Source organism: Mycobacterium paragordonae (assembly GCF_003614435.1).
Taxonomy (GTDB): domain Bacteria; phylum Actinomycetota; class Actinomycetes; order Mycobacteriales; family Mycobacteriaceae; genus Mycobacterium; species Mycobacterium paragordonae.
In genome coordinates this window covers 4,776,806-4,796,180 of sequence record NZ_CP025546.1, presented here as the reverse complement: position 1 = coordinate 4,796,180, position 19,375 = coordinate 4,776,806, and the positions used below count along the sequence as shown (strand labels likewise).

18 protein-coding genes and 1 tRNA gene are annotated in these 19,375 nt (G+C 65.7%); 3 read left to right on the top strand and 16 right to left on the bottom strand.

What is annotated here, in order from left to right; genetic code table 11:
- Position 1 precedes the first annotated feature (1 nt).
- The 5 genes from C0J29_RS21515 to C0J29_RS21495 are packed head-to-tail and all read right to left on the bottom strand — an operon-like array spanning position 2 to position 5,147.
- A complete protein-coding gene (locus tag C0J29_RS21515; RefSeq protein WP_120793502.1) occupies positions 2-814 on the bottom strand; it encodes a TauD/TfdA dioxygenase family protein in 813 nt (270 codons plus the stop codon).
- Positions 793-1,848 carry a D-alanine--D-alanine ligase family protein gene (locus tag C0J29_RS21510; protein WP_120793501.1) on the bottom strand — a complete coding sequence of 352 codons (1,056 nt, stop codon included), beginning with the start codon at positions 1,846-1,848 and terminating at the stop codon, positions 793-795. Before C0J29_RS21510 ends, C0J29_RS21515 begins: the two co-directional genes overlap by 22 nt.
- A complete protein-coding gene (locus tag C0J29_RS21505) occupies positions 1,849-3,207 on the bottom strand; it encodes an ATP-grasp domain-containing protein (protein ID WP_242460508.1) in 1,359 nt (452 codons plus the stop codon).
- Positions 3,204-4,430, bottom strand: a complete 1,227-nt coding sequence (locus tag C0J29_RS21500) for a sedoheptulose 7-phosphate cyclase (RefSeq protein WP_120793500.1) — start codon at positions 4,428-4,430, stop codon at positions 3,204-3,206. The genes C0J29_RS21505 and C0J29_RS21500 overlap by 4 nt, the downstream gene beginning before the upstream one ends.
- Before the next feature lie 42 nt (positions 4,431-4,472).
- On the bottom strand, positions 4,473-5,147 hold the full coding sequence (locus C0J29_RS21495; RefSeq protein WP_120793499.1) for an HAD-IA family hydrolase: 675 nt from the start codon (positions 5,145-5,147) through the stop codon (positions 4,473-4,475).
- 259 nt (positions 5,148-5,406) lie between these two features.
- Between C0J29_RS21495 and C0J29_RS21490 the strand changes: the two genes are divergently transcribed.
- Positions 5,407-6,012 (top strand): TetR/AcrR family transcriptional regulator, encoded by a 606-nt coding sequence (locus C0J29_RS21490; protein ID WP_065044452.1) that lies wholly within the window; start codon positions 5,407-5,409, stop codon positions 6,010-6,012.
- Positions 6,013-6,089: 77 nt separating this feature from the next.
- Complete coding sequence (locus C0J29_RS21485; protein ID WP_120794884.1) at positions 6,090-6,905, top strand: oxygenase MpaB family protein; 816 nt, start codon at positions 6,090-6,092, stop codon at positions 6,903-6,905.
- A gap of 4 nt (positions 6,906-6,909) precedes the next feature.
- Here the strand turns inward: C0J29_RS21485 and C0J29_RS21480 are convergent, their stop codons facing one another.
- Positions 6,910-8,289 carry a tetratricopeptide repeat protein gene (locus C0J29_RS21480; RefSeq protein ID WP_065164144.1) on the bottom strand — a complete coding sequence of 460 codons (1,380 nt, stop codon included), beginning with the start codon at positions 8,287-8,289 and terminating at the stop codon, positions 6,910-6,912.
- 1 nt (position 8,290) lies between these two features.
- Positions 8,291-8,366: transfer RNA gene (locus C0J29_RS21475), tRNA-Lys, on the bottom strand.
- Between the two features lie 207 nt (positions 8,367-8,573).
- On the opposite strand from C0J29_RS21475, the gene C0J29_RS21470 reads away from it, so the two are divergent.
- The gene (locus C0J29_RS21470) at positions 8,574-9,782 is read left to right on the top strand and encodes a L,D-transpeptidase (RefSeq protein WP_120793498.1); all 1,209 of its coding nucleotides are present in this window, start codon (positions 8,574-8,576) and stop codon (positions 9,780-9,782) included.
- Here C0J29_RS21470 and C0J29_RS21465 read toward each other — a convergent pair.
- Genes C0J29_RS21465 through C0J29_RS21425 form a run of 9 tightly spaced genes read right to left on the bottom strand, consistent with a single transcriptional unit; the run spans position 9,779 to position 19,374 of the window.
- The gene (locus tag C0J29_RS21465; protein WP_120793497.1) at positions 9,779-10,546 is read right to left on the bottom strand and encodes a mannan-binding family protein; all 768 of its coding nucleotides are present in this window, start codon (positions 10,544-10,546) and stop codon (positions 9,779-9,781) included. The genes C0J29_RS21470 and C0J29_RS21465 overlap by 4 nt on opposite strands.
- 17 nt (positions 10,547-10,563) lie before the next feature.
- Positions 10,564-11,262, bottom strand: coding sequence for a YfgM family protein (locus C0J29_RS21460; protein ID WP_120793496.1), 699 nt, complete (start codon positions 11,260-11,262; stop codon positions 10,564-10,566).
- Between the two features lie 19 nt (positions 11,263-11,281).
- On the bottom strand, positions 11,282-12,532 hold the full coding sequence (locus C0J29_RS21455) for an MlaD family protein (protein ID WP_065044131.1): 1,251 nt from the start codon (positions 12,530-12,532) through the stop codon (positions 11,282-11,284).
- On the bottom strand, positions 12,529-13,740 hold the full coding sequence (locus tag C0J29_RS21450) for an MlaD family protein (RefSeq protein ID WP_120793495.1): 1,212 nt from the start codon (positions 13,738-13,740) through the stop codon (positions 12,529-12,531). Before C0J29_RS21450 ends, C0J29_RS21455 begins: the two co-directional genes overlap by 4 nt.
- Entirely contained in the window at positions 13,737-14,843 is a 1,107-nt protein-coding gene (locus tag C0J29_RS21445) for an MCE family protein (protein ID WP_120793494.1), read from the bottom strand. The genes C0J29_RS21450 and C0J29_RS21445 overlap by 4 nt, the downstream gene beginning before the upstream one ends.
- Positions 14,840-15,880 carry an MlaD family protein gene (locus C0J29_RS21440; RefSeq protein WP_065044134.1) on the bottom strand — a complete coding sequence of 347 codons (1,041 nt, stop codon included), beginning with the start codon at positions 15,878-15,880 and terminating at the stop codon, positions 14,840-14,842. Before C0J29_RS21440 ends, C0J29_RS21445 begins: the two co-directional genes overlap by 4 nt.
- Entirely contained in the window at positions 15,873-16,949 is a 1,077-nt protein-coding gene (locus C0J29_RS21435; RefSeq protein WP_065044135.1) for an MCE family protein, read from the bottom strand. Before C0J29_RS21435 ends, C0J29_RS21440 begins: the two co-directional genes overlap by 8 nt.
- Positions 16,946-18,499: an MlaD family protein gene (locus C0J29_RS21430; protein WP_120794883.1), complete on the bottom strand. Its 1,554-nt coding sequence runs from the start codon at positions 18,497-18,499 to the stop codon at positions 16,946-16,948. The genes C0J29_RS21435 and C0J29_RS21430 overlap by 4 nt, the downstream gene beginning before the upstream one ends.
- A gap of 11 nt (positions 18,500-18,510) precedes the next feature.
- Entirely contained in the window at positions 18,511-19,374 is an 864-nt protein-coding gene (locus C0J29_RS21425; protein ID WP_065044136.1) for an MlaE family ABC transporter permease, read from the bottom strand.
- Between the last annotated feature and the right edge of the window lies 1 nt (position 19,375).

Here is a 19,375-nt window from a genome sequence, read left to right as displayed (position 1 = left end):
ATCAGGTCCATATCAGCTCACTTTTCGGTGACCGGTGATCGGCGACCATACCGCGATGCATGACGCGATCGCCGATCACCCCGCTGTGGTCGGCGCGGTGCAGCACGCAGCGGTTGTCCCACATCACGATGTCCCCTTCCGACCATTCGTGGCGGTAGACGTTGTCCGGTCGCGTGGAGTGCCGAAACAGGAAATCGACGGTCTCGGCCGCCAGCTCTGGCGCCATGCCGCTGACTGCGGCGCAGCGCTGCGGGGCCGAAAGGTACAGCGCGGTCCGCCCCGACTCCGGATGCACCAGGCAGACCGGGTGCCGTGCCGTTGTCTCGTGGTCTGTCTCCTGGTCCGGGTCCAGGTCCAAACCCGTCATGATGTGCGTGATGGTGCGCCCGTCGAGCCGGCTGCGGACCTCGCCGGGCAGTGTGTCGTACGCCGCATACTGGTCGGTGAACAGCGTCTGCCCACCGCGGCTCGGAATCTTGACCGCGCGTAAGGCGGTGTAGGCCGGCGGATTTCGCACGTAGCTGGTGTCGGTGTGAAACGTCGAGCGGGGCGGCCGGTCGCGACCCACGTTGCTGACCACATTGAGGTCCGGGAATCCCGGCACCGGAGTCTCTCCGACAGTGAAGACCGGATCGCCGAAGCGGCGCAGGAAGTGCAGGAACCCCGCGTCGTCGACGTCCTGGTCCTTCAAGACGATGACGCCGCGGCGGGCCAGCACCGAGCGTAGGTCGTGCACATCCTGATCGGTCAACGCGGCGACCGACAGCCCGGTTATTAGGGCGCCGAGGGGTTTCAGCGTTGTGCAGTCAAGCATGGTGCCTCTTCGAGACCGATTTCGCGAAGCTGGTCGGCGAACAACTCCGCGACGTCTATGCCGGCCGCTGCCGCCATGACGGCGATGACGCTGGTAGGAGCAAACGAGCAGTACGGGCCGGCCTCGAGGAACCACGGCTTGCCATCGGGGTCGATGCGGAAGTCGAACAGGCTGTAGTGCCGGCAGCCCAGCGCCCGATGACAGCGTCGGGCCACCTCCCAGACCGCTTCGGTGATCGGGTCGTCAGTGGGGACGATCCACGCATGGCGGGGGTCCTTCGCGACAAGGTACAGATCACCCCGGTCGGTGCGGCGCAGTTTGTCGGTCTGGTCGCGAATGGGTTTGGTCGAGGCGTCCACCGCGTACTCTTCCAGCGGCAGGCACACCAGCTCTCCGTCGCGAACGACGATGCCGCACCGCACTTCCCGGCCCAGCGCGACATAGGATTCGACCAGCGCTGACCCCCCATGCTGTCGGGCCAGATCGATCGCCGGGCGGAGCTGCGCCGGTGCGCGTACCAACGACACACCCACCGAGTTGTCGGCGCAGACCGGCTTGACGACCACCGGTAACGGCAGGGTTGTTTGTTCAGCGGCCCGCACCACCTCGCCGTTGGGCACCGCGACGCCGGCCTGGGCGACGATCGACCGGGTCGTCGCCTTGTCCGCCGCGAACTCCATCACCTCGGGCGGGTTGCCGATGTAGGGCAGTCGCAGTGCGCTAAGCAGTCGGCGGTAGGAGGTCATGCCGGGCAGGCAGAACATCTGCGGCACAACAACATCGACACGCAGCGAGCGCAGGTGTGTGATCGCCTGCGAAATCGGCACCGCAGTGGCCGAACTGAGCGCAGCGTCAGTGAGGTCATCAGGAAACCGCCACGACCCGTCGGGGGACACATATGCGAGCAGGACGTCGTAGCGGTCAGCGAGGACATCGAGACAGGCGCGAGCGTAGAGCCGGGACAGTTCGGCATGGAAGTTGTCGACCGCGGATCCCACCAGGTGCAGGACCGATACGCGCGGTGGTGCGGTCATTCAGTCGCCACCGTTCTCGACGAGTTTTCCGATGTTGAAATCGATACGGCTCCAACCTTTTCGGGCGCGCAGGTTGGCCCATAGCAGGGCCGGGATCTGCAGGTGGTGCACCATCAGGTAGGGCATCGGGTCCCACCCGGTGAATATCGCGTCCTTGCCCCGCAGGATGGTCGCCAGCCTGTTGCGCCGTCCCGGTTGCCGAAGCAGACGCCAGAGTTCGTGATAAATCCAGTAGGTAGGCCGGGAGTCGCGGTTCGGGGTGATGAGGGGATGCGCGTCGTTGAGGTAGGCGGCGGCCAGGCCGGGGTGGTCGTAAAACATGGTGATCGCCGAGTGGGTCCGCGGATTGCATTCGATGGCGTACACCTGACCGTCGCGCGCCTCGATGAAATCGAAGGACACTTGTCCGCTCAGGTTGAGGTTCTTGACGAAAGTCTCTACCCATCGCCGGATTTCGGGCTTGTCGACATGGCCGTAGTTGACCTGGGCCGGCGAGGATTCACAGCAGCCGTACACCTGCAACCGGCCACTGCGGGCGGTGCCGTGCGTGCAGTACTCGCGCCCCTCGATGAATTCCTGCAGTATCCACGGGTCGTCCTCGGAGATCGACAGCGATCGTGCGTAGGCGGCGTTGCGCTCGGGCGTCGCACCGGACAGGCGGGTGAGGTTCATGCGCCCGACCGGGTCGTAGGCAATGCGTTTGAGGATGTAGCTGCGTCCGGGCGGGAACGGGAAGTCCACCACCTGCTGGACACTGGTGATGCGGTGGGAATCGGGCACCTGCAGGCTCAATGATGCTGCAGTCGAGGCGAACTCGGCCTTGTCGTCGAGTAGTTGCACCGTCCTCGCGTCGGAATGGACGACGTCACAGGCGCCGTCGAGCAGTTCCCGGGCGACGGCATCGGGGACGCTTCCGGCGGGGCTCGACACCGGCACGAAGACGTCGACGTTCTCGTATCGGACGATGTTGAGCAGCGCCGGGGCGTAACCCGGTGCGGTCGGTTCCGGCACACAGTAGAACGCATCCACCGCGCGAGAGAACCTGTGCCCGGTCCACCGGTACTTCGCGGATTCGGCGAGAATCACGCGATGCCCGGCCAGGTGGAAGGACCGTGCCAGTTGCAGCGCCTTCGTCATCTTCCCGCCGTTGAGCAGAATGGTCCGCCGGGCCTCGGCCGGCAACCGGTCGCGGGACGGCTGTCGTCCGACGAGTAACGCGACCACCACCAGAGCGAGATCGATGGGAAGGGTGACGAACAAGGCGGCCAGGGTCGCCACCGTGCGGCCCGCATCGACGTCCAAGATCCGGTGTACCCGAACACCGCTCATGGTGGCGCCTTCGTCCAGCGTCGCCGTCACCGCCGCGTGGCCTCCGATGCCGGCACCGCGAACACGTCCACGCCGTCTCCGGCACGGGGGAACTCGAGGCAGATCTTCTTGTGCAGCAACAGCGTATCGGCCAACTCGCCGATGCTGACGTCGTTGAGGAACCGGCACCGGCCGATTGGATCGGGTATAGCGGCACGCAGCAGGCCGTCGCGTGTCTTGAGAATGGCTGACGTCGCCCGCTCGAGAAGCTCCGAAGTCAAGTGTTCGCTGTCCAGAGCCAGACCCAGCGCGCTCATCACGCTCAGGATGCGGTCACGATCGCTGACCGACAGGTGGCCGCGCTGTTCGGCGAGCGTGGTCGACAACGCCATGTCGATGTTGATGGCGTGGCCATGGAAGAACGGGATCGGCGGAGTGAGTTCCAAAGTGGGACTCCATGTGTGGCCGAACGCGATCACCCGGTCCAGGTCGATTTCGTGGAGGTTCGGTGCCTCCAGGTCGAGCATCGTGGCGATCGCCTGATAAGTGAGGCGGTCACCCACATCCCGCAATTCCGGCGTCCCGTCGAGATGGCCGAATCGCGTCCGCAGCAAATCGGCCCCATGATCCTCCAGCAGTTGGAAGATCTCGGCGTTGCCCACCACGGCGATCTTGATCAACTCGGCCATTCCATTGCGCACCTGGTCCTCAGGCAATGTCTTGAGAAAGGAGAAGTCCAGCAGCACCTTCTCGGATGCGTGGTAGGCGCCCAACCGGTTCTTGTGCTTGCCGTGGTTCACGGCCACCTTGATTGACACACTCGCGTCGATCAGACCGATCAGCGTGGTCGGAATCCGGATGTAGGGGGTGTTGCGCCGGTAACTGGCACAAGCGAATCCAGCGACGTCGGTGGTCAGGCCACCGCCGACGACCAGCACGGGCTCGGTGCGTACCAGACCGAAAGCGTCGAAGCGGCTCACGATCTGCTCGTAGGTCTCCAGTGATTTCGCCGTTTCCCGGATCTGTACCGGGATGACGGTGAGCTCGATTCCGTGGTGGTCGAAATACGACTGCATCACCTCGCCGTAGATCCGGTAGACGGTGTCGTCCACCACTGCCAGCGCGCGCCCGTACGGGCGGTAACTGTCCGCGAGCTCGGTGTTCTCCGGCGCGAACACGCCGTCGACGTACAGCAAGTCGTACTCGATACGTTCATAGCCTTCGACGTGAAATGCTCTGTCGCCGGCCGTCACTCGGGCTTGAAGATTGCTCACGGTGCTCCTCCTCGGGGCAGGGTGGCTCGGTGGGGGAGAGGTTCAGGAGGCGGTAAGGCCGAGAACCGTTGCGGGGTCCAGTGATTCAACGATCTGAATCGCGGCCGTAAACTCTGCCTGGCCCGCTCTGCCGGTGTTTTCATTGGGAAACGCGATGCACGGGATGCCCGCTTGTACCGCGGCCGCGACACCGCCCACGTTGTCCTCGATCGCCACAACGCTGTCAGCGCGCTCACCCAGTTGTTCCAGGGCGAATTTATAGGCCGCCGCATCGGGTTTCGCCGCCGATACGGAGTCGTGGTCGACGATGAGGTCGAAGGTCTCGGCGCTGATCTCCGGTGTCAGCGCGGACAGCAGCGCATCGATGTTGGCCTGCGAGGTGGTGGTGATGAAGCCGACCTTGTGGTGGTTCTTCTTCGCCTCGGCGATCGTGGCGGTGACCCCTGCGCGTGGCGACACCGTCGAGTCGCCGAGCAGACGCTGGAAGATCTCTGATTTGCGCGTGTGTACGGCTGCCGCGTCGACGTCTTGCCCGCGCGATTGCGCGTACTCCTGGATCCGCTGAGCGCCGCCGCTGGAACTCAACATCGCGATGTAGTCCTCGCGCGACCACTCCCAATCGAGGCCGGAGTCGGCGAACGCTTCGTTGAAGGCCTGACGCTGTAGTTCCGACGTGTCGGCCAGGGTGCTGATGGATCCGAAAAGGACAGCTGGCATGAGTTTCCTTCGATCGAGTGGGCAATGCTGCGTTGGTTCCCCCGTCCACTACTGATCTAAACGTACAGTAATGATTGGATTTACGGATACTGGATATACAGTCCAACACTGGTCGCCTCGCGATTTGCGGGGACTCGCTCTCGCATCACGCATCCGCGGCCGGTTGTTCAGTAAACTTCTGGCCGAACGAGCCAGCGGGCGGAGAAGGTAACGAAGGGGCCATCGTAGGAACCGGTGCAAGAACACAGGCGCGGCAGACATGACCCCGTTACCGGCTAGCCGGCCGTCCGATGGGGGCGAGGACGCGCGGGTCGCAAGGACACGGGCGGATGTCGCCCGGGCCACCCTCAGAATCCTCAATGAGGAAGGGTCCGAAGCGATTACGCATGCGCGTGTCGCTGACTTGGCCGGGTATTCCAAGACCACGGTGTACACGCACTGGCCCGCGCGCGTCGACCTGATCGCCCTGGCGATCGAGTCGCTCGGTGAGATGCCGCACCACCAACGCACCGGCGATCTGCGCGCGGACCTCGTCGAGGAGCTGAAGGTCTTTCGTTCCGGGATCATTGAAATGCGACTGGACCGCGTGCTCGCCAGCATGGCGCAGTGGGCGTCCCAGGAACAGGTCAGAACCCTCCGGGACAAGGTCAACAGCGACGGTCAGCACCAGATGTTCGCGATGCTGGGCGAGGTCTTCGCCGGCGCGGAGCTGGACGCGGCCGTCTCCATGCTGACGGGTGTGGTCGCGTGCCCATCGCTGATGTATGGCACCCTGCCGGACGACGACATCGTCGAAGCCGCGGTCGACATGGTCTTGCGAAGCGCCGACTCGTCCCGTGTGCCGACTCGTACGGTGAAAAGGTGACCATCTCTGTGCCTGGTTTCAGCGCGGTCAGCGCGGTCAGCGCGGTGCGGCGCGACCTGGGCAGCCGGTTGTTCGGGATGGTGGCCGGGCCCGACGGGCCGGCCAATCGTGAGCGCATTCACCGCACGCCGGGTGACCGCTGGTTCGCGCCGGACCGTCCCATCCGGCGGGTGAACGCGGATGCGTCGATGTTCGTAGGTGGACTGCGGGCGCTGTTGTTGCAGTCCTTGCACCCGTTGGCGATGGCCGGTGTCGCCGAACACTCGGACTACCGGGGCGATCCCTGGGGGCGGCTGCAGCGCACCAGCACGTTCCTGGCCACCACCACCTTCGGTTGCGCCGCCGACGCGCAGGGCGCCGTCGACCATGTCCGTCGCATCCACCGTTACGTGCACGGCGTCGCGCCGGACGGGCGGCCGTATGACGCAACCGACCCGCATCTGCTGGAGTGGGTTCACATCGCCGAGGTGGACAGTTTTCTGCTCGCCCATCAGATGTACGGCGCGGCTCCGCTCGACCAGGCCGGCCGGGACGGCTACGTCGCCGATATGGCCACCGTGGCGTCGGCGCTCGGCGTGCCGGAACCGCCGCGCACCGAGCAGGAACTTCACGACCGGATCAACGAATTCCGGCCCGAACTGCGCGGAACACCGGCCGCCCGGGAAGCCGCCCGGTTCCTGTTGCTGACGCCGCCGTTGCCCCTACCGGCCAGACCCGCTTACGGCATATTGGCCGCGACCGCGGTGGCGATGCTGCCCGCGTGGGCGCGGTTGCCCCTGCTGCTGCCGTATATCCCGCTGCTGGAGGCGACGGTCACCCGCATGGCCGGACGCATGCTCGTCGGGAGTATTCGCTGGGTCATGACGCCGGACGCTGACGCGGCGGTGTCTTAGCACGTCAACGTCCCCGGCGTGACCGGAAGATCTTTTTGCGGCGTGACGGCGGGGCGGTGCTCTGCGAGCGCTCGAGTGCCTTCGGGGCCCAGACCGGATGGCCGGACTCGATGGCGCGCCGGAAGGCTGCCTGCGCGGCCGGTATGTCGCCGTGTTCGGCCCACAGAGTGCCGAGTCCGAATTCGGCGGCGGGCCCTGACTCGGTGTTTCCGGAGTCGACGGCCTCTTGGAACGCGGCCGCCGCACGCTTGACTTCGCCCTGCCCGGCCCACAGGATGCCGAAGCGCAGCGCGGCCGCGGGCGCATGGTCGGAGTGGCCCGAGTCGAGCGCGAACTGGTAAGCGGCCGTGGCCCCCTCGACGTCACCTAATCCGGCTCGCAGCATCCCGAGAGAATTCGCGGCCTCCGGCGCGTGCTCGGAATGCCTCGAATCGATGGCCAACTGGTAGAGCGCCGTTGCGTCGGCAAAGTCGCCGGCCCTCTCGTGCAGCTTCGCCATGTTGATCGCCGCCTTCGGCGCCGCCTCGGCGTCCCCGGTGTCCATCGCCAAGCGATACGACGCCCTGGCCCGGTCGAGATCACCGGATTTCTCCCGTAGCTGCCCGAGATTGACCAGGGCCTTGGGCACCAGTTCGGGGCGACCGGAATCGACGGCGGCCTGCGACGCCGTCACTGCGCCGGCCAGATCGCCCTGCTTTTCCAGCAGGGTGGCAAGGTTGAAGACCGCGATCGGAGCCAATTCCGGGTGATCGGTGGCGATGACGATCTGGTAGGCCTCCGCGGAGCCCTCGACATCACCCAATGCCTCTCTGGTCAGTGCCAGGTTGAACGCGGCCGTCGGGATCACCTCCGGGTTTCCCGACGCGACGGCGATTCGGTAGGCCACCTCGGCCCCGGCGGCATTGCCGCGACCGGCCCGCAGTCCGCCCAGTTGAAGCAGGGCGATCAGGATCGACTGCTCATGCTCGGATTCGATCGCCAACCGGTAAGCCGCTTCGGCTTCGTCCGGGTCACCGTGTTCGGCCAGCAGATTCCCCAGATTCAGTGCCGCCATCGGCGCGTGCTCGGCATGACCGGACTCGGCTGCCAATTGGTAGGCCGCCATGGCCCCCGTCGCATCGCCCTGTTCGGCCAGCAGGAACCCGAGCGCGAATGCGGCCGCTGATGCCCAGTGCGGGTGTTGGGAGTCGATCGCCCACTGGTAGGCCGCGAGAGCACCCTCGGGGTCGGCCTCGGCGGCGCGCTGCCGGCCCAGGGCGAACGCAGCCGGGGCCGCCTGCTCGAGGTCGCCGGAGTGGAGTGCCCGCTGGAACGCCGCCTCGAGATCGTCGGTCTGGTCCGACGCATCCTGCGGTCGTGCGTTCTCGGAAGGAGAGGTTGGCATGTGGTGCGCCGTCAGGGTTTCGAACCCCGGACCCGCTGATTAAGAGTCAGCTGCTCTACCAACTGAGCTAACGGCGCGTGCTCGGCCTGAGACCGGCTCTCGACAATAACAGGCATCGCGTCGCAGTGTGAAATCCCCGGGTCAGGCCCCGGGCAAGGATGCGTAACTTCAGAGCACCAATCGGTCCGATGTCCGCGCCGAGTGGTGGTGAGGCACTACAATACTGGAAACAATTAAGGGTCAGCGGTGACCGTAATTTGCGAACAGAATGTGAAGGTCACTTGATGGCGCCTTTGCGCAGACGTCGATCGTGGCTGGCTGCCGCCATGGTCTTGGTTGCTGTGTTCGGTGTTGCCTGCAGCAGTGGGCCCAGTGCGCCCGTCGCCGCCAAAGTCATCGAAAACAAGGGCACACCGTTTGCCGACCTGCTGGTCCCCAAGCTCACCTCCTCGGTGACCGACGGCGCGGTCGGGGTCACCGTGGATGCGCCGGTGACGGTGAGCGTGGCCGACGGTGTGCTGGCCTCGGTCGCCATGGTCAACGACAACGGCCGCGCGATCGCCGGACAGCTCAGCCCGGACGGGCTGCACTGGCAGACCACCGAGCAACTCGGCTACAACCGGCGCTACACCCTGAACGCCAAGGCGACGGGGCTGGGTGGTGCGGTGACTCGCCAGATGAGTTTCCAGACCAGTTCGCCCGCGCACTTGACGATGCCGTATGTCGTGCCCAGCGACGGCGAGGTGGTGGGTATCGGGCAACCGGTCGCGATCCGGTTCGACGAGAACATCTCCGACCGCTCCGCGGCCGAGAAGGCCATCAAGATCACCACGAACCCTCCGGTCGAGGGGGCGTTCTATTGGCTGAACCGGCGTGAAGTGCGTTGGCGCCCAGAGCATTACTGGAAGCCCGGCACCAACGTCGATGTGGCGGTCAACACCTACGGCGTCGACCTGGGTGAAGGCATGTTCGGCGAGGACAACGTCAAGATGCACTTCACCATCGGTGACGAGATGATCGCGAGCGTCGACGATTCCACAAAGATCATCACGGTGCGGATCAACGGCGAAGTTGTTAAGACCATGCCGACCTCGATGGGCAAGGACAGCACCCCGACCAACAACGGGGTCTACATCGTCGGCGCCCGGTTCAAGCACATCATCATGGACTCGTCGACCTACGGTGTTCCGGTCAACTCGCCCAACGGCTATCGCACCGATGTCGACTGGGCCACGCAGATTTCCTACAGCGGCATTTTCGTGCACTCCGCGCCATGGTCGGTGGGCGCGCAGGGGCACTCGAACACCAGCCACGGCTGCCTGAACGTGAGTCCCAGCAACGCCGTGTGGTTCTACGACCACAGCAAACGCGGGGACGTCGTCGAGATCGTCAACACAGTGGGCAGCATCCTGCCCGGGACTGACGGCCTCGGCGACTGGAACATCCCCTGGGATGTGTGGCGCGCGGGCAACGCGAATACCGGCGATCGCTAGACCCGCAGCACCGAACCCAGCGCTGACAGCGGGATGTGCGCCTCGACAGTGCCCCCGTCCATGTACCACTGCTGGGCGCCGGGGCTGAAGTCGATCGGCTCGTCGTGCCCCACCGGATAGTCGGGCATGTAGATGATCAGCTCGTCCGGTGTTAGCGCCCAAGCCCGGTACGCCCCTGAATACACTCGGTCCGGCGTCCAGCGGTCGGCCAGGAACGGATACGTTCCCGGGTCATGCGGTGGCGCAGCCTGATTGAGGGCGGTCTCGATGTACGGCTGCGCCGGCGGCGGTATGGCGGTCAGCGAATTGCCGTTGGTCAGGTCGGCCAGTTGCACCCGCCGGCCGCCCGCCATGTCGAAGGTGAAGGTGCGGTAGGCGTTGTTCGGCCGCGGACCGTCCGCGTGATAGTCCTCGTGGAAGACGGCGCTGAGCAGGTTGCCGTGCTGAAAGACCTGGTAGTTCTCCTCGCCGTAACTGTCGGCAACCATGTGCGCGTTGGCATTTCGCCAGTTGCCGACCAGGGTCCGCAGGTAGTCCCGGATCACCGGTCCGGTCGTGGGGTTGTCCACCAGGTCGACGGGCACGGCGACCTTGATGTCACGCACGGCGTTGCGTTCGGAGGTCACCGTCGCGTGGCAGTACTGCCCGTCCCAGCCGCCGCCGAGTTCGCCGCAGAAGGACTCGGCCGACGCGTGCGCGGTCGCCGCGCCGAAAATGGTTGTCGCGGCGGTCAGTAGCGACGTCGCGAAGATTCTTGCGATCACCTTTGACTCCGAATCGCTTACAGCAGTTGGACTTTGCTGGCCCGCCAGCGACCGTCGACCTTCTCCATGGTCATCTTGATCCTGCTGCGGTCGATACGCGGATCGGGGACGGCCGCGTTGGCGACGGTCTGGTCGATGAACACCAGCACCACGACCTTGTTCGCGGATTCCGAGGCGATCGCCGAGTCCACCACCACGCCGTGCGCGGTGGCCTTGTTGTCGATCAACAGTTGCCGCAGTTGCACACTCGACTGGGTGTACATGTCCTTGAACTCGCCGGTGGCGCCGTCGAGCACCTGACGGAAGTTCTCGTCCACGTTGTTGGAGTCGATGCTTGTCAGCACCCCGGCATACCTGATTGCCGCCTGCTGCGCTTCCTGGCCGGCCACTTTCACCTGGTGTGCCTGCCATTGCAGCCAGCCGAGGTAACCCGAAACGGCAAGGGAGGCGGCCAGTAAGACGGGCATAACGCTACGGCGCAGATAGTGGCGCCAGGGCTGGTTGAACCGCTTGGGCTTCTTCTTGCGGCTCAGTAGCGGCGAGTCCGCGTCTTCCTCAGCCTCGGCTTCGGCCTTGTCCTCCGCGTCGGTGTTCTCCTCGGCTTCGGCATCGTCCTTGGTCTCGCCGTCGGCGTCGGTGTCGTCCTCGGCTACTTCGTCGGCAAGCTCGGATTCCTCAGCTTCGGCGTCGTTCTCAGTCGTAGCGGTCACTGTCATCTCCTCGTGCTGGATGGGCTCAGTGTGGCGGTTCGATCGGCAGCTGCGGACCGCCGTAGGGCGTCGGAATCGTGAAGCGGCCCCGCGGCGTCGGATCGGTTCTGCGTCCCAGGTCCGCCCCCGGCGGTGGACCCGCGGTGTCGTCGCCGCCCGGTCGCGGCGCGTTCTTGGCGCCCCGGATCCCGAATCCCGGATCGTCGTCGCGGCAGTAGGTGTACATGAACGGCTCGTAGTAGTCGGCGGCCGACGGCGGATGCGACGGCGTGCCGTAGTCGCACGCATAGCGGGGGTAGAGCTCGGCCGTCGCCCACACGCCGTGGTCGTGGAAGGAGCTGGCCACCGCATCGAGCACCGAGCCGCGGTAGTCGGGGAACAAGGCGTTGAGCGCCGGCACCCGCAGGTACAGCAACTGCGAGGCGGTCGCCAGGCTGCCCAGCAGTGCCACCATGGTCTCGGAGTTGTCGGCGAACAGGCCGTCGATCGCGCTGAGCGCCTGCGGGGTCTGCTCGGTCAGACGGCGATAGCCGCCCTGCATTCTGGCGACGCCGGCCAGGGTGCGCTGCAGGTCGACCGTGGTGGCGGCCAGGCCTGCATTCTTGTCGGCCGCCAGCGTCAGCACGACCCGGCTGGTCCGCAGGATGCTGGTCGTTTCGGGCAGCACCGAATCCAGCGTCGACAGCAGCATGGTGCCGCCGTCGACGATGGCGGCCAGCTTGCCCGGCCCCTCCTTGCTCAGGCTCAGTTCCTTCTTGATCAGCTCGAGCTTGTGAGGATCGACCTGGGCCAGCAGCCCGTCGGCGTCGCCGAGCAGCTGCGCCAGGCTGACCGGGACGCTGGTGCGGTCGAGCCCGATGACGCTGCCGTCATGCAGGTAGGGGCCGGCGTCTGACTCGGCTTCGAAGTTGATGTACTGCTCACCGGCCGGCGACAGCGCCGACACGTGCACGGCGGCGCTGGCCGGAATCCGCACCTGCGTGGTGATGCTCGCGATAGCGTTCACACCCCGGTCGGTGATCTGCAGCGAGTCGACGCTGCCGATCCGGACGCCGCGCAGCGCGACGTCTTGATTGGGAAGCAGGCCACCGGATTCCGGCAATTGCACGGTGACTCGGTATGTCGAGGCGAACGGTGTCACCCGCAGTGCGCCGATCAGCAGGTAGGTGGTGGCGACGACCAAGGTGAGCACCAGGCCGGCGACCGACAGCCAGACCTGGCGGCGATGCGCGGCCCGTACGCCGCGGACGATGGCGCTTGCCAGCGAGTCGATCACGGCGGCGGCCCCGGCGTCAGAAGGCCAGGCGCTCCGGGCGCAATAACCAGGCCTCCCGGGACGTTCGGATCCGGCAGCACCGGCACCTGCGGCGAGTTCGGTCCGCGGCCCACGACACGTTCCTGTAACCGCCACAGCGTGTACTTCAGGGAACCGATGAACTCGTTCCAGGTGAACCTGGTGGGCCCGTGCAGGCCCCGGTCGCCGGGGAAGCCGATATCGGGGATCGATCCCAGGATCAGCTGTTCGACGCTCGTGTGCACCGAAATCGCGTTCCCGGCAGTGGATTTGACCAGTGCCGGGATCATCCGGTTCAGCGGCAGCCAGCTGGTGTCGGGGCTCACCGCTACGTCGTTCGCCGCTCCGGCGATGGTGTTCATGTCCCGGACCACGCTGCGTCCGCTGGTGTCGGCACCGCCCAGGGAGGGGAACCGGGACAGTAGCCTGCTGGTGTCGCCAACCTGCACCACCAGGTCCGACAACTCGGTGGTGTTGGCGGCCAGGGCACTGGTCGCCGGGTCGGCAGCCGCCATCACATCGGTGAGGGTCTGGTTCTTGGCGTCGAGTTCCTGGCTCAGGCGGGACAATTCGCTCAGCGCGTCCGAGATCTGTCCGGACCGCGCGTCCATGGTGCCCAGCAGCTGGTTGGACTTGCGGACCAGGTCGCCGAACGCGTGGCCCTGGTCGCCGGTCGCCTTGCCGAAGCCGTTGATGATGTGGGTGAAATTGCGCACCGCGCCGCCGTTCACCAGGATCGCGGCCGAGCTCAGGACCGATTCGACGGTTGCTGCCGCCGCTGTCGAGTCCAGCCCGATGGTGTCGCCATTCTTCAGTAACGGCGTGTCCGGCGCTGCGTCGGCGGGCGGGCGCACCGACACGAACACGTCTCCCAGCGGTGTGGCGGTGCGCAATTCGGCGGTACTGCCGCGCGGCAGCAGCACGCCGTCCCGGATGCGCAACGTGGTCACCGCGGTGTAGTTACGGGCCACCATCGACTCGACCTGCCCGACGTCGGCACCGGCAAGCTTCACCTTGGCGTTCATCGGCAGGTTGAGCGCGTTGGCGAAGACGGCGGTCAGTTCGTACCCGCCCGAGCCCAGACCGGGAGCCGGAAGGGGAAGGCTGGCAAGGCCGTTGGTAGCGCACCCCGAAAGCAGCAGCGCCGCCGCGCCGATCGCGGCCACGGCTCTCGTTCTGGGGCCGGTCATTTCTGACCCATCGCCGCGAGGCCGTCCAGCACGTACGTCAGGCCGAAGTCGGGCCCGAAGTCCTGCACGGTGCCGGTGCTGCAGCCGAGCTGGCGCAGACCCATCAGGTTGCAGACCTCTTTGGTCAGCTGGCTGTCGAAGATCATCCGGTCGGTGAGGAAGTGGGCACGCACCGCGCCGTTCTCCCGGTCGACCATGTTGTAGGCGTTATCGGCCAACATCGGTGCCAAGTCCAGGGTTTCGGCAAGTTCACGCCGCCGGTCGACGAGCGTCGTCGCCAACTTGTTGCCGTTGAGAGCGGCTTGCCTGATGGTGTCACGGTTGGCGTCGAGCAGGTCACCGGTCCGCTGGACCAGCTGGTCGAGCTTCCGGCCGGTGCTGCCTGTACCGAGGTCCTCATCGGCCAGGATCTGGCTGACCTGGTGGATGGTCGAGGCGAAGTCCCTGAGCTTGCCGTCGTTGTTGGCAGCAGCCTCGAACAGCGAGCTGAGGTTCTTGACGATCGCGGTGATCTGTTCGCGGGTCTGCGCGCCGCCGTCGCCGCTCAGCCGCAGCGCCCTGGACAATTCGTCAAGCGCGCCTTTGATTCTCCCGCCGTTGCCGTTCAAGACCTCACTACCCCCGTTGAGCACGTCGGCCAGCGGCCCGCCGCCGTGTCCGTCACCCTCGAGCGACTTGGTCACCTTGTCCAGAACGGCCAGCACGCGGCTGAATTCGACCGGCGTGCGGGTGCGGGTCAGTCCGATGGTGTCGTGGTTCTCCAGTACCGGTCCGCCGCGATAGGCCGGTGTCAGTTCGATCTGCCGGTCGGTGAGGATCGAAGTCGATACGGTGACGGCCTGTGCGTTCGCCGGGACCTTGACGTCACGCTCGACGGTGAACTGCACCTCGACGTAGCCGCCTCTCGGCGTGATCTTGGTGACCTTGCCGACCGGCATGCCCAGCACCGCCACCACGTTGCCCTCGTATAAGCCTGAGGCGCTGTCGAATTGAGCGGTCACCGTGATCGGTTCCTTCTTGCCGGCCAGATACCACCAGAAGCCACCGACCGCAGTGACCACTGCCACCAGGATGGCGATGACGGTGATGACGCGGCCCCTCATTTGCAGTCCTTGTAGTACGGGATCATCCCGAACTGCTGAGCGCGGCCACTGATTGCGCACATCCAGGAATCGACGAGCAGCGCGCTGGGGGCGTTGAAGCTCACCGCATTCGCGTCACCGGTCAGGTTCGCCGCCTCCCGCATGAAGATGGGAGTGGTCTGCAGCAGATCGCGCAGCAGATCGTCGTGTTTGGCCATCATGTCGGTGAACTCCCGCATGTCTTTGAGCAGTCCCTCGACCCCCGACCGATCGTTGACCACGATCTGGTGCAACGTGTCGACCAGGCTGGTCATGGACCGCATCATCGCGTGAAAAACGGCGCGGCGGGCGACGAATTGCCCCAGCAGGTCCTGGGCCTGGTTGACCACGTTGCCGATGCTGGACTGCTGCCGCCGCAGGGTGTTGGTGACCTGTTGGGTGCTCCTGAGGAGTTGACCGAGCTGGTCTCGGCGCTGGGCGATGATCGAGGACAACGTGTCGATGTTCTTCATCGCCTGGGGCACCACGGCGGGCAGACCCTCGAGTTGCTTGCCCAGCACGGCCAGCGATTGCGCGAACCGGTCGGAGTCGACCTGTTCGAAAGTTGTTGTGGCGTCCTGCAATGCGGCTTGCAGGTCGTAGGGGACCTCGGTATGCGTCAAGTCAAAGGTGCCGCGGGGGAGTGCGCCCGGCCCATCCGGCTGCACGGCGAGGTAGCGCGATCCCAGGATGGTGGTGACCTTGATCGAGGCCTTGGAATCTCGGCCGAGTGCGACGTTGTCGCGAATCTTCAGGCCCGCCTCGACGTGGTCGCCGTCCAGCTTCATGCTGGTGACCTCGCCGACCGGTATGCCTGCCACGGTGATCGGATTGCCGGGCCGCAGCGAGGCCGCCTGCAGGAATTCGGCCGTGTAGTGCTTGTACCCGGCGCCCAGCGCATGCACGACGAGCATGGAGCCGATCACGATCGCGACCACGACGACGGCCGAAAGGCCGAGCCACAGCGGGTTGTAGTTCTCCAGCGGGCGCTTCTTCAGTCGTGAAAACTGTTTAGCCACCGGGTCCCCCGTCCGTGTTCCGGCAGCGGGGGGTGTGCCACGCCTTGTTCCCCGGCGTGGCGGCGTTGACGATGATCGGCACCACGTCGTTGAGTCCGGGGAAGAACCCGAACATGTTCAAATCGCACAGGTAGGCGTTGCCGTATGCGCCCTGATTGCCCACCCGGACCAAGCCTTTCAGCAGCAGGGGGACGTTGTCGCCGAAGAACGCCACCTGCGGTTCGACATCCATCAGGTGGCGAGAGACGCCGGGGCGTCTGTCGATGAATTCGCGCAGTGCCGGGTAGTCCTGCTCGGCAGCGACGGACAGGTTGCTCATCATTCGCGACAGGGAGCCCATCGAGGACACCAACTCCGGACGGCGCTGGTCGAGGGTCGCGACCACGTCGCGGGCCTGCGTGATCACCCCGTCAAGGTTGGCGTTCTGCGCGGCGAGGGTCACGACGACCTTGTTCAGGTTGGTGATCACATCGCCGAGCGCCTGATCTTTTCCGGCGAAAGTCTCGGTGAGCGTGGATGTTTGGCTGATCAGCGTGGCGAGCGAGGAGGTGTCACCCTGCAGCGACTCGATGACGCCTTTGGTCAGGTTGTCGGCGTCGCGTGGGTTCAGCAGGCTGAACAGCGGCTCGTAGCCGTTGAGCAGCGCCGTGACGTCGAAGGACGGATCGGTGCGCTCCAGGGGGATGGTGGCACCGGGCGCCAGCTGAGCCTGACTGCCCGCATGTCCGTCCTCGGGGCCCAAAGACAGTCCGAGATAGCGCTGCCCGACGATGTTCTGGTAGGTCACCGAGGCCACGGTGTTGCCGAACAGGTGCTGGTCGGTCTGCACCACGAACGAGACCCTGGCGAGTTTGCCGTCCAGTTCCACCTTTTCGACCCGGCCGACACGCACCCCGGCCATCCGGACGTCGTCGCCCTCGCGAAGCCCGTAGACGTCGGTGAAGATCGCCGAGTACGAGGCCGTGGTGCCCGCGACGTCACGTCGCAGGCTGACGTACACCAGCCACGTCAGGGTGAGCGCGATGACCATGAACAGGGTCAGGCCGATGAGTGGGCCCCGGAACTTCACCTGGCACCCCCGGTCACTGACACGGTGGTGCCGCGGGCCACCGGGCCCAGCAGGATTTCGGTGGCGGCGGTAGCGGGGCGACCGGTGATCACGCCCAGCATCGTGCGCTCGTAGTCGCTGCCGACCGGACCGACGGTGCCGCCGTAGGACGTAGGCCCCGAAGGCACCGATCCCGCTGCGGGCGGACCCAGCAGCGGCGGCGGTGCCAGCGGACCGTGCGCCGGGGGAGACGGGTCCGGGTCATCCGGGTTGGCACCGGTCCGTATCGGTGGTGACGGCGAAATGAAGGGTGGCAGTGGAGGATTGGGGTCGGTGAGGGTGGGCGGTGGGTTGACCAGCGGCGGGCCGACCGCCACCAGGTTGCCGTCGGGGCCAACGACCGTCCCCGGCGGCGGCGCCAAATCCTTGGGTGGGTGGTAATTCTGGGGCAGCAGCACATCCGGCAGATCGGGCTTGTTGGGGACCAGCGGTGCGGTGTAGCAGCTGGGGCCTTTCAGCTCGCCGTAGTGCGGGCAGTCGGCGCGGGTGTAGGCGAACGTCTGGGTGAACGAAAGCCTCGCCCGCATGTTTCCGACGCCGAGTTCCGGTATCCAGACCTCTTCCATGAATTTCCGGGCGAGGTTGTCCAGTTTGTTGACCGCAGGGACGAAGTTGTTGGACCGCATCGCCAGCACACCCAGCACCGGAGTCATCTCGGTCGAGATCCGGATCAGTTGGTCCATGTGATGGTCGAACGATTCACGGGTGGTGCCGATGGTGTTCTGGGCCCCGGAGAGCAACGACGTCAGCTGCCCGCGTGTTTCGGCGAAAGTCTGCATCGGCGCCACGGCTTCGTGCAGTGCGTCGAGCAGGTCGGGAGCGGTGGACTGCAGCCCCCGCGTCGCGTCCAGCAGCGCCGACACCGTCGATGGTCCCGCATCGGTGCTCACGATCGAATTCAGTTGATCGATAAGGCGATTGAGCTGCTTGCCGCTGTTCAGCAGGGATGCCCGGCGATGGTCGGTGGCGGCTGCCAGCGCCGCCAGAATCCCGACCGACCTGTCCTCGCGGCCCCGGCCCGCGGCGGCGAGAAGATCGCGCAACTTGCTGACGGTGGTCTGGAACAGCACGGTCGGGAGGCTCTTGTCCTCCTGAATGTGCGCCCCAGGACGGATGACCGTGCCCGGGCCGTTCCCCACAAGTTGCACCGACGACACCGCGAACACATTGCTGGGCACCACCCGCGCCGTGACGGCAGCTGGAATCGATTGCGCGTATTCGGGTTTGAGGTCGATGTGGACGAAGTTGGGTCTGCCGTGCTCGGCCGGGATCACGCTGTTGACCGTGCCGACCAGCACGCCGTGATACTTGACGTCCGATTTCTGCGGCAGGCCGTCACCCACGTTGACCAGATCGGCGACCACCCGCACATAGTCGTTGAGCCGGCCCGTCGACTTGTACAGCAGCCCGACGGTCAGCACGGTCGCCACCAGCGCGACGGCCACGCCGTAACCGAACAGCTGACGATCCGAAGGGCCGCGCCCGTCGACGTCAAAGGAATTGCCTTTCACCTCAGCCAACGTCAGCCACCGAACCTCGCGCCGGCGTCGACTCCCCAGAGCGCCATGGTGAGCAGCATGTTGACCATGATCATCACGGTGATGCTGGCCCGCATGCCGTGTCCCGCGGCGACACCCACACCCTCGGGACCGCCGCTGGCGTAGAAGCCGTAGTAGCACTGAATCGTGGAGGCGATCCAGACGAAGATGACGGCCTTGAACAACGAATAGAGGATGTCCTTGCCGGCCAGCATCAGCGAGAAGTAATGCAGGTAGGACCCGGCGGAACCGCCGCTGCTGATCTGCACCACCACCTGGGTGCTGAGGTAGCCGATGGCCAGGCACGCCGCGTAGAGCGGGATCATCGCCATCACCGAGGCGATCAGCCGGGTGGTCACCAGGTACGGAATCGGCCGGATGGCAATCGATTCCATCGCGTCGATCTCCTCGGCGATGCGCATCGAGCCCAGTTGCGCGGTGAAGCGGCAACCGCCCTGCATCGCGAAGGCCATGGCGGCCATCAGGGGAGCAAGCTCGCGGGTGTTCACCAACGACGACACGAAGCCCGTCGCCGGACCCAGCCCGAGCAGGTCGAGGAAGTTGTAGCCCTCGATACCCACCAGCGCCCCGACCGTCATGCCGAGAACCACGGCCACACCGGCGGTTCCACCACCGACCACGATCGAGCCGTTGCCCCAGGTGATGTTGGACAGCAGCCGCAGGAACTCGCCGTTGTACTGGCGCAGGGTAAGTGGGATGGCCGCCAGGGCGCGCACGAAGAACACCAGCATGTGGCCCAGCCGGCTGATCGGCTTGGTTCCCCTGCGGTACAACCGGATCAGGCGCCCGGTGAGGGGCGCCAGTGGTAGGTAGGGGGAGGCGGTCACG

What these genes read in the sequence shown, in the direction of transcription:
- C0J29_RS21515 (WP_120793502.1), bottom strand. Translation starts at nt 814, where the DNA reads ATGCTTGACTGCACAACGCTGAAACCCCTCGGCGCCCTAATAACCGGG.
- C0J29_RS21445 (WP_120793494.1), bottom strand. Translation starts at nt 14,843, where the DNA reads ATGAGGGGCCGCGTCATCACCGTCATCGCCATCCTGGTGGCAGTGGTC.
- C0J29_RS21450 (WP_120793495.1), bottom strand. Translation starts at nt 13,740, where the DNA reads ATGACCGGCCCCAGAACGAGAGCCGTGGCCGCGATCGGCGCGGCGGCG.
- C0J29_RS21460 (WP_120793496.1), bottom strand. Translation starts at nt 11,262, where the DNA reads ATGACAGTGACCGCTACGACTGAGAACGACGCCGAAGCTGAGGAATCC.
- C0J29_RS21495 (WP_120793499.1), bottom strand. Translation starts at nt 5,147, where the DNA reads ATGCCAGCTGTCCTTTTCGGATCCATCAGCACCCTGGCCGACACGTCG.
- C0J29_RS21510 (WP_120793501.1), bottom strand. Translation starts at nt 1,848, where the DNA reads ATGACCGCACCACCGCGCGTATCGGTCCTGCACCTGGTGGGATCCGCG.
- C0J29_RS21470 (WP_120793498.1), top strand. Translation starts at nt 8,574, where the DNA reads ATGGCGCCTTTGCGCAGACGTCGATCGTGGCTGGCTGCCGCCATGGTC.
- C0J29_RS21485 (WP_120794884.1), top strand. Translation starts at nt 6,090, where the DNA reads ATGGTGGCCGGGCCCGACGGGCCGGCCAATCGTGAGCGCATTCACCGC.
- C0J29_RS21480 (WP_065164144.1), bottom strand. Translation starts at nt 8,289, where the DNA reads ATGCCAACCTCTCCTTCCGAGAACGCACGACCGCAGGATGCGTCGGAC.
- C0J29_RS21490 (WP_065044452.1), top strand. Translation starts at nt 5,407, where the DNA reads ATGACCCCGTTACCGGCTAGCCGGCCGTCCGATGGGGGCGAGGACGCG.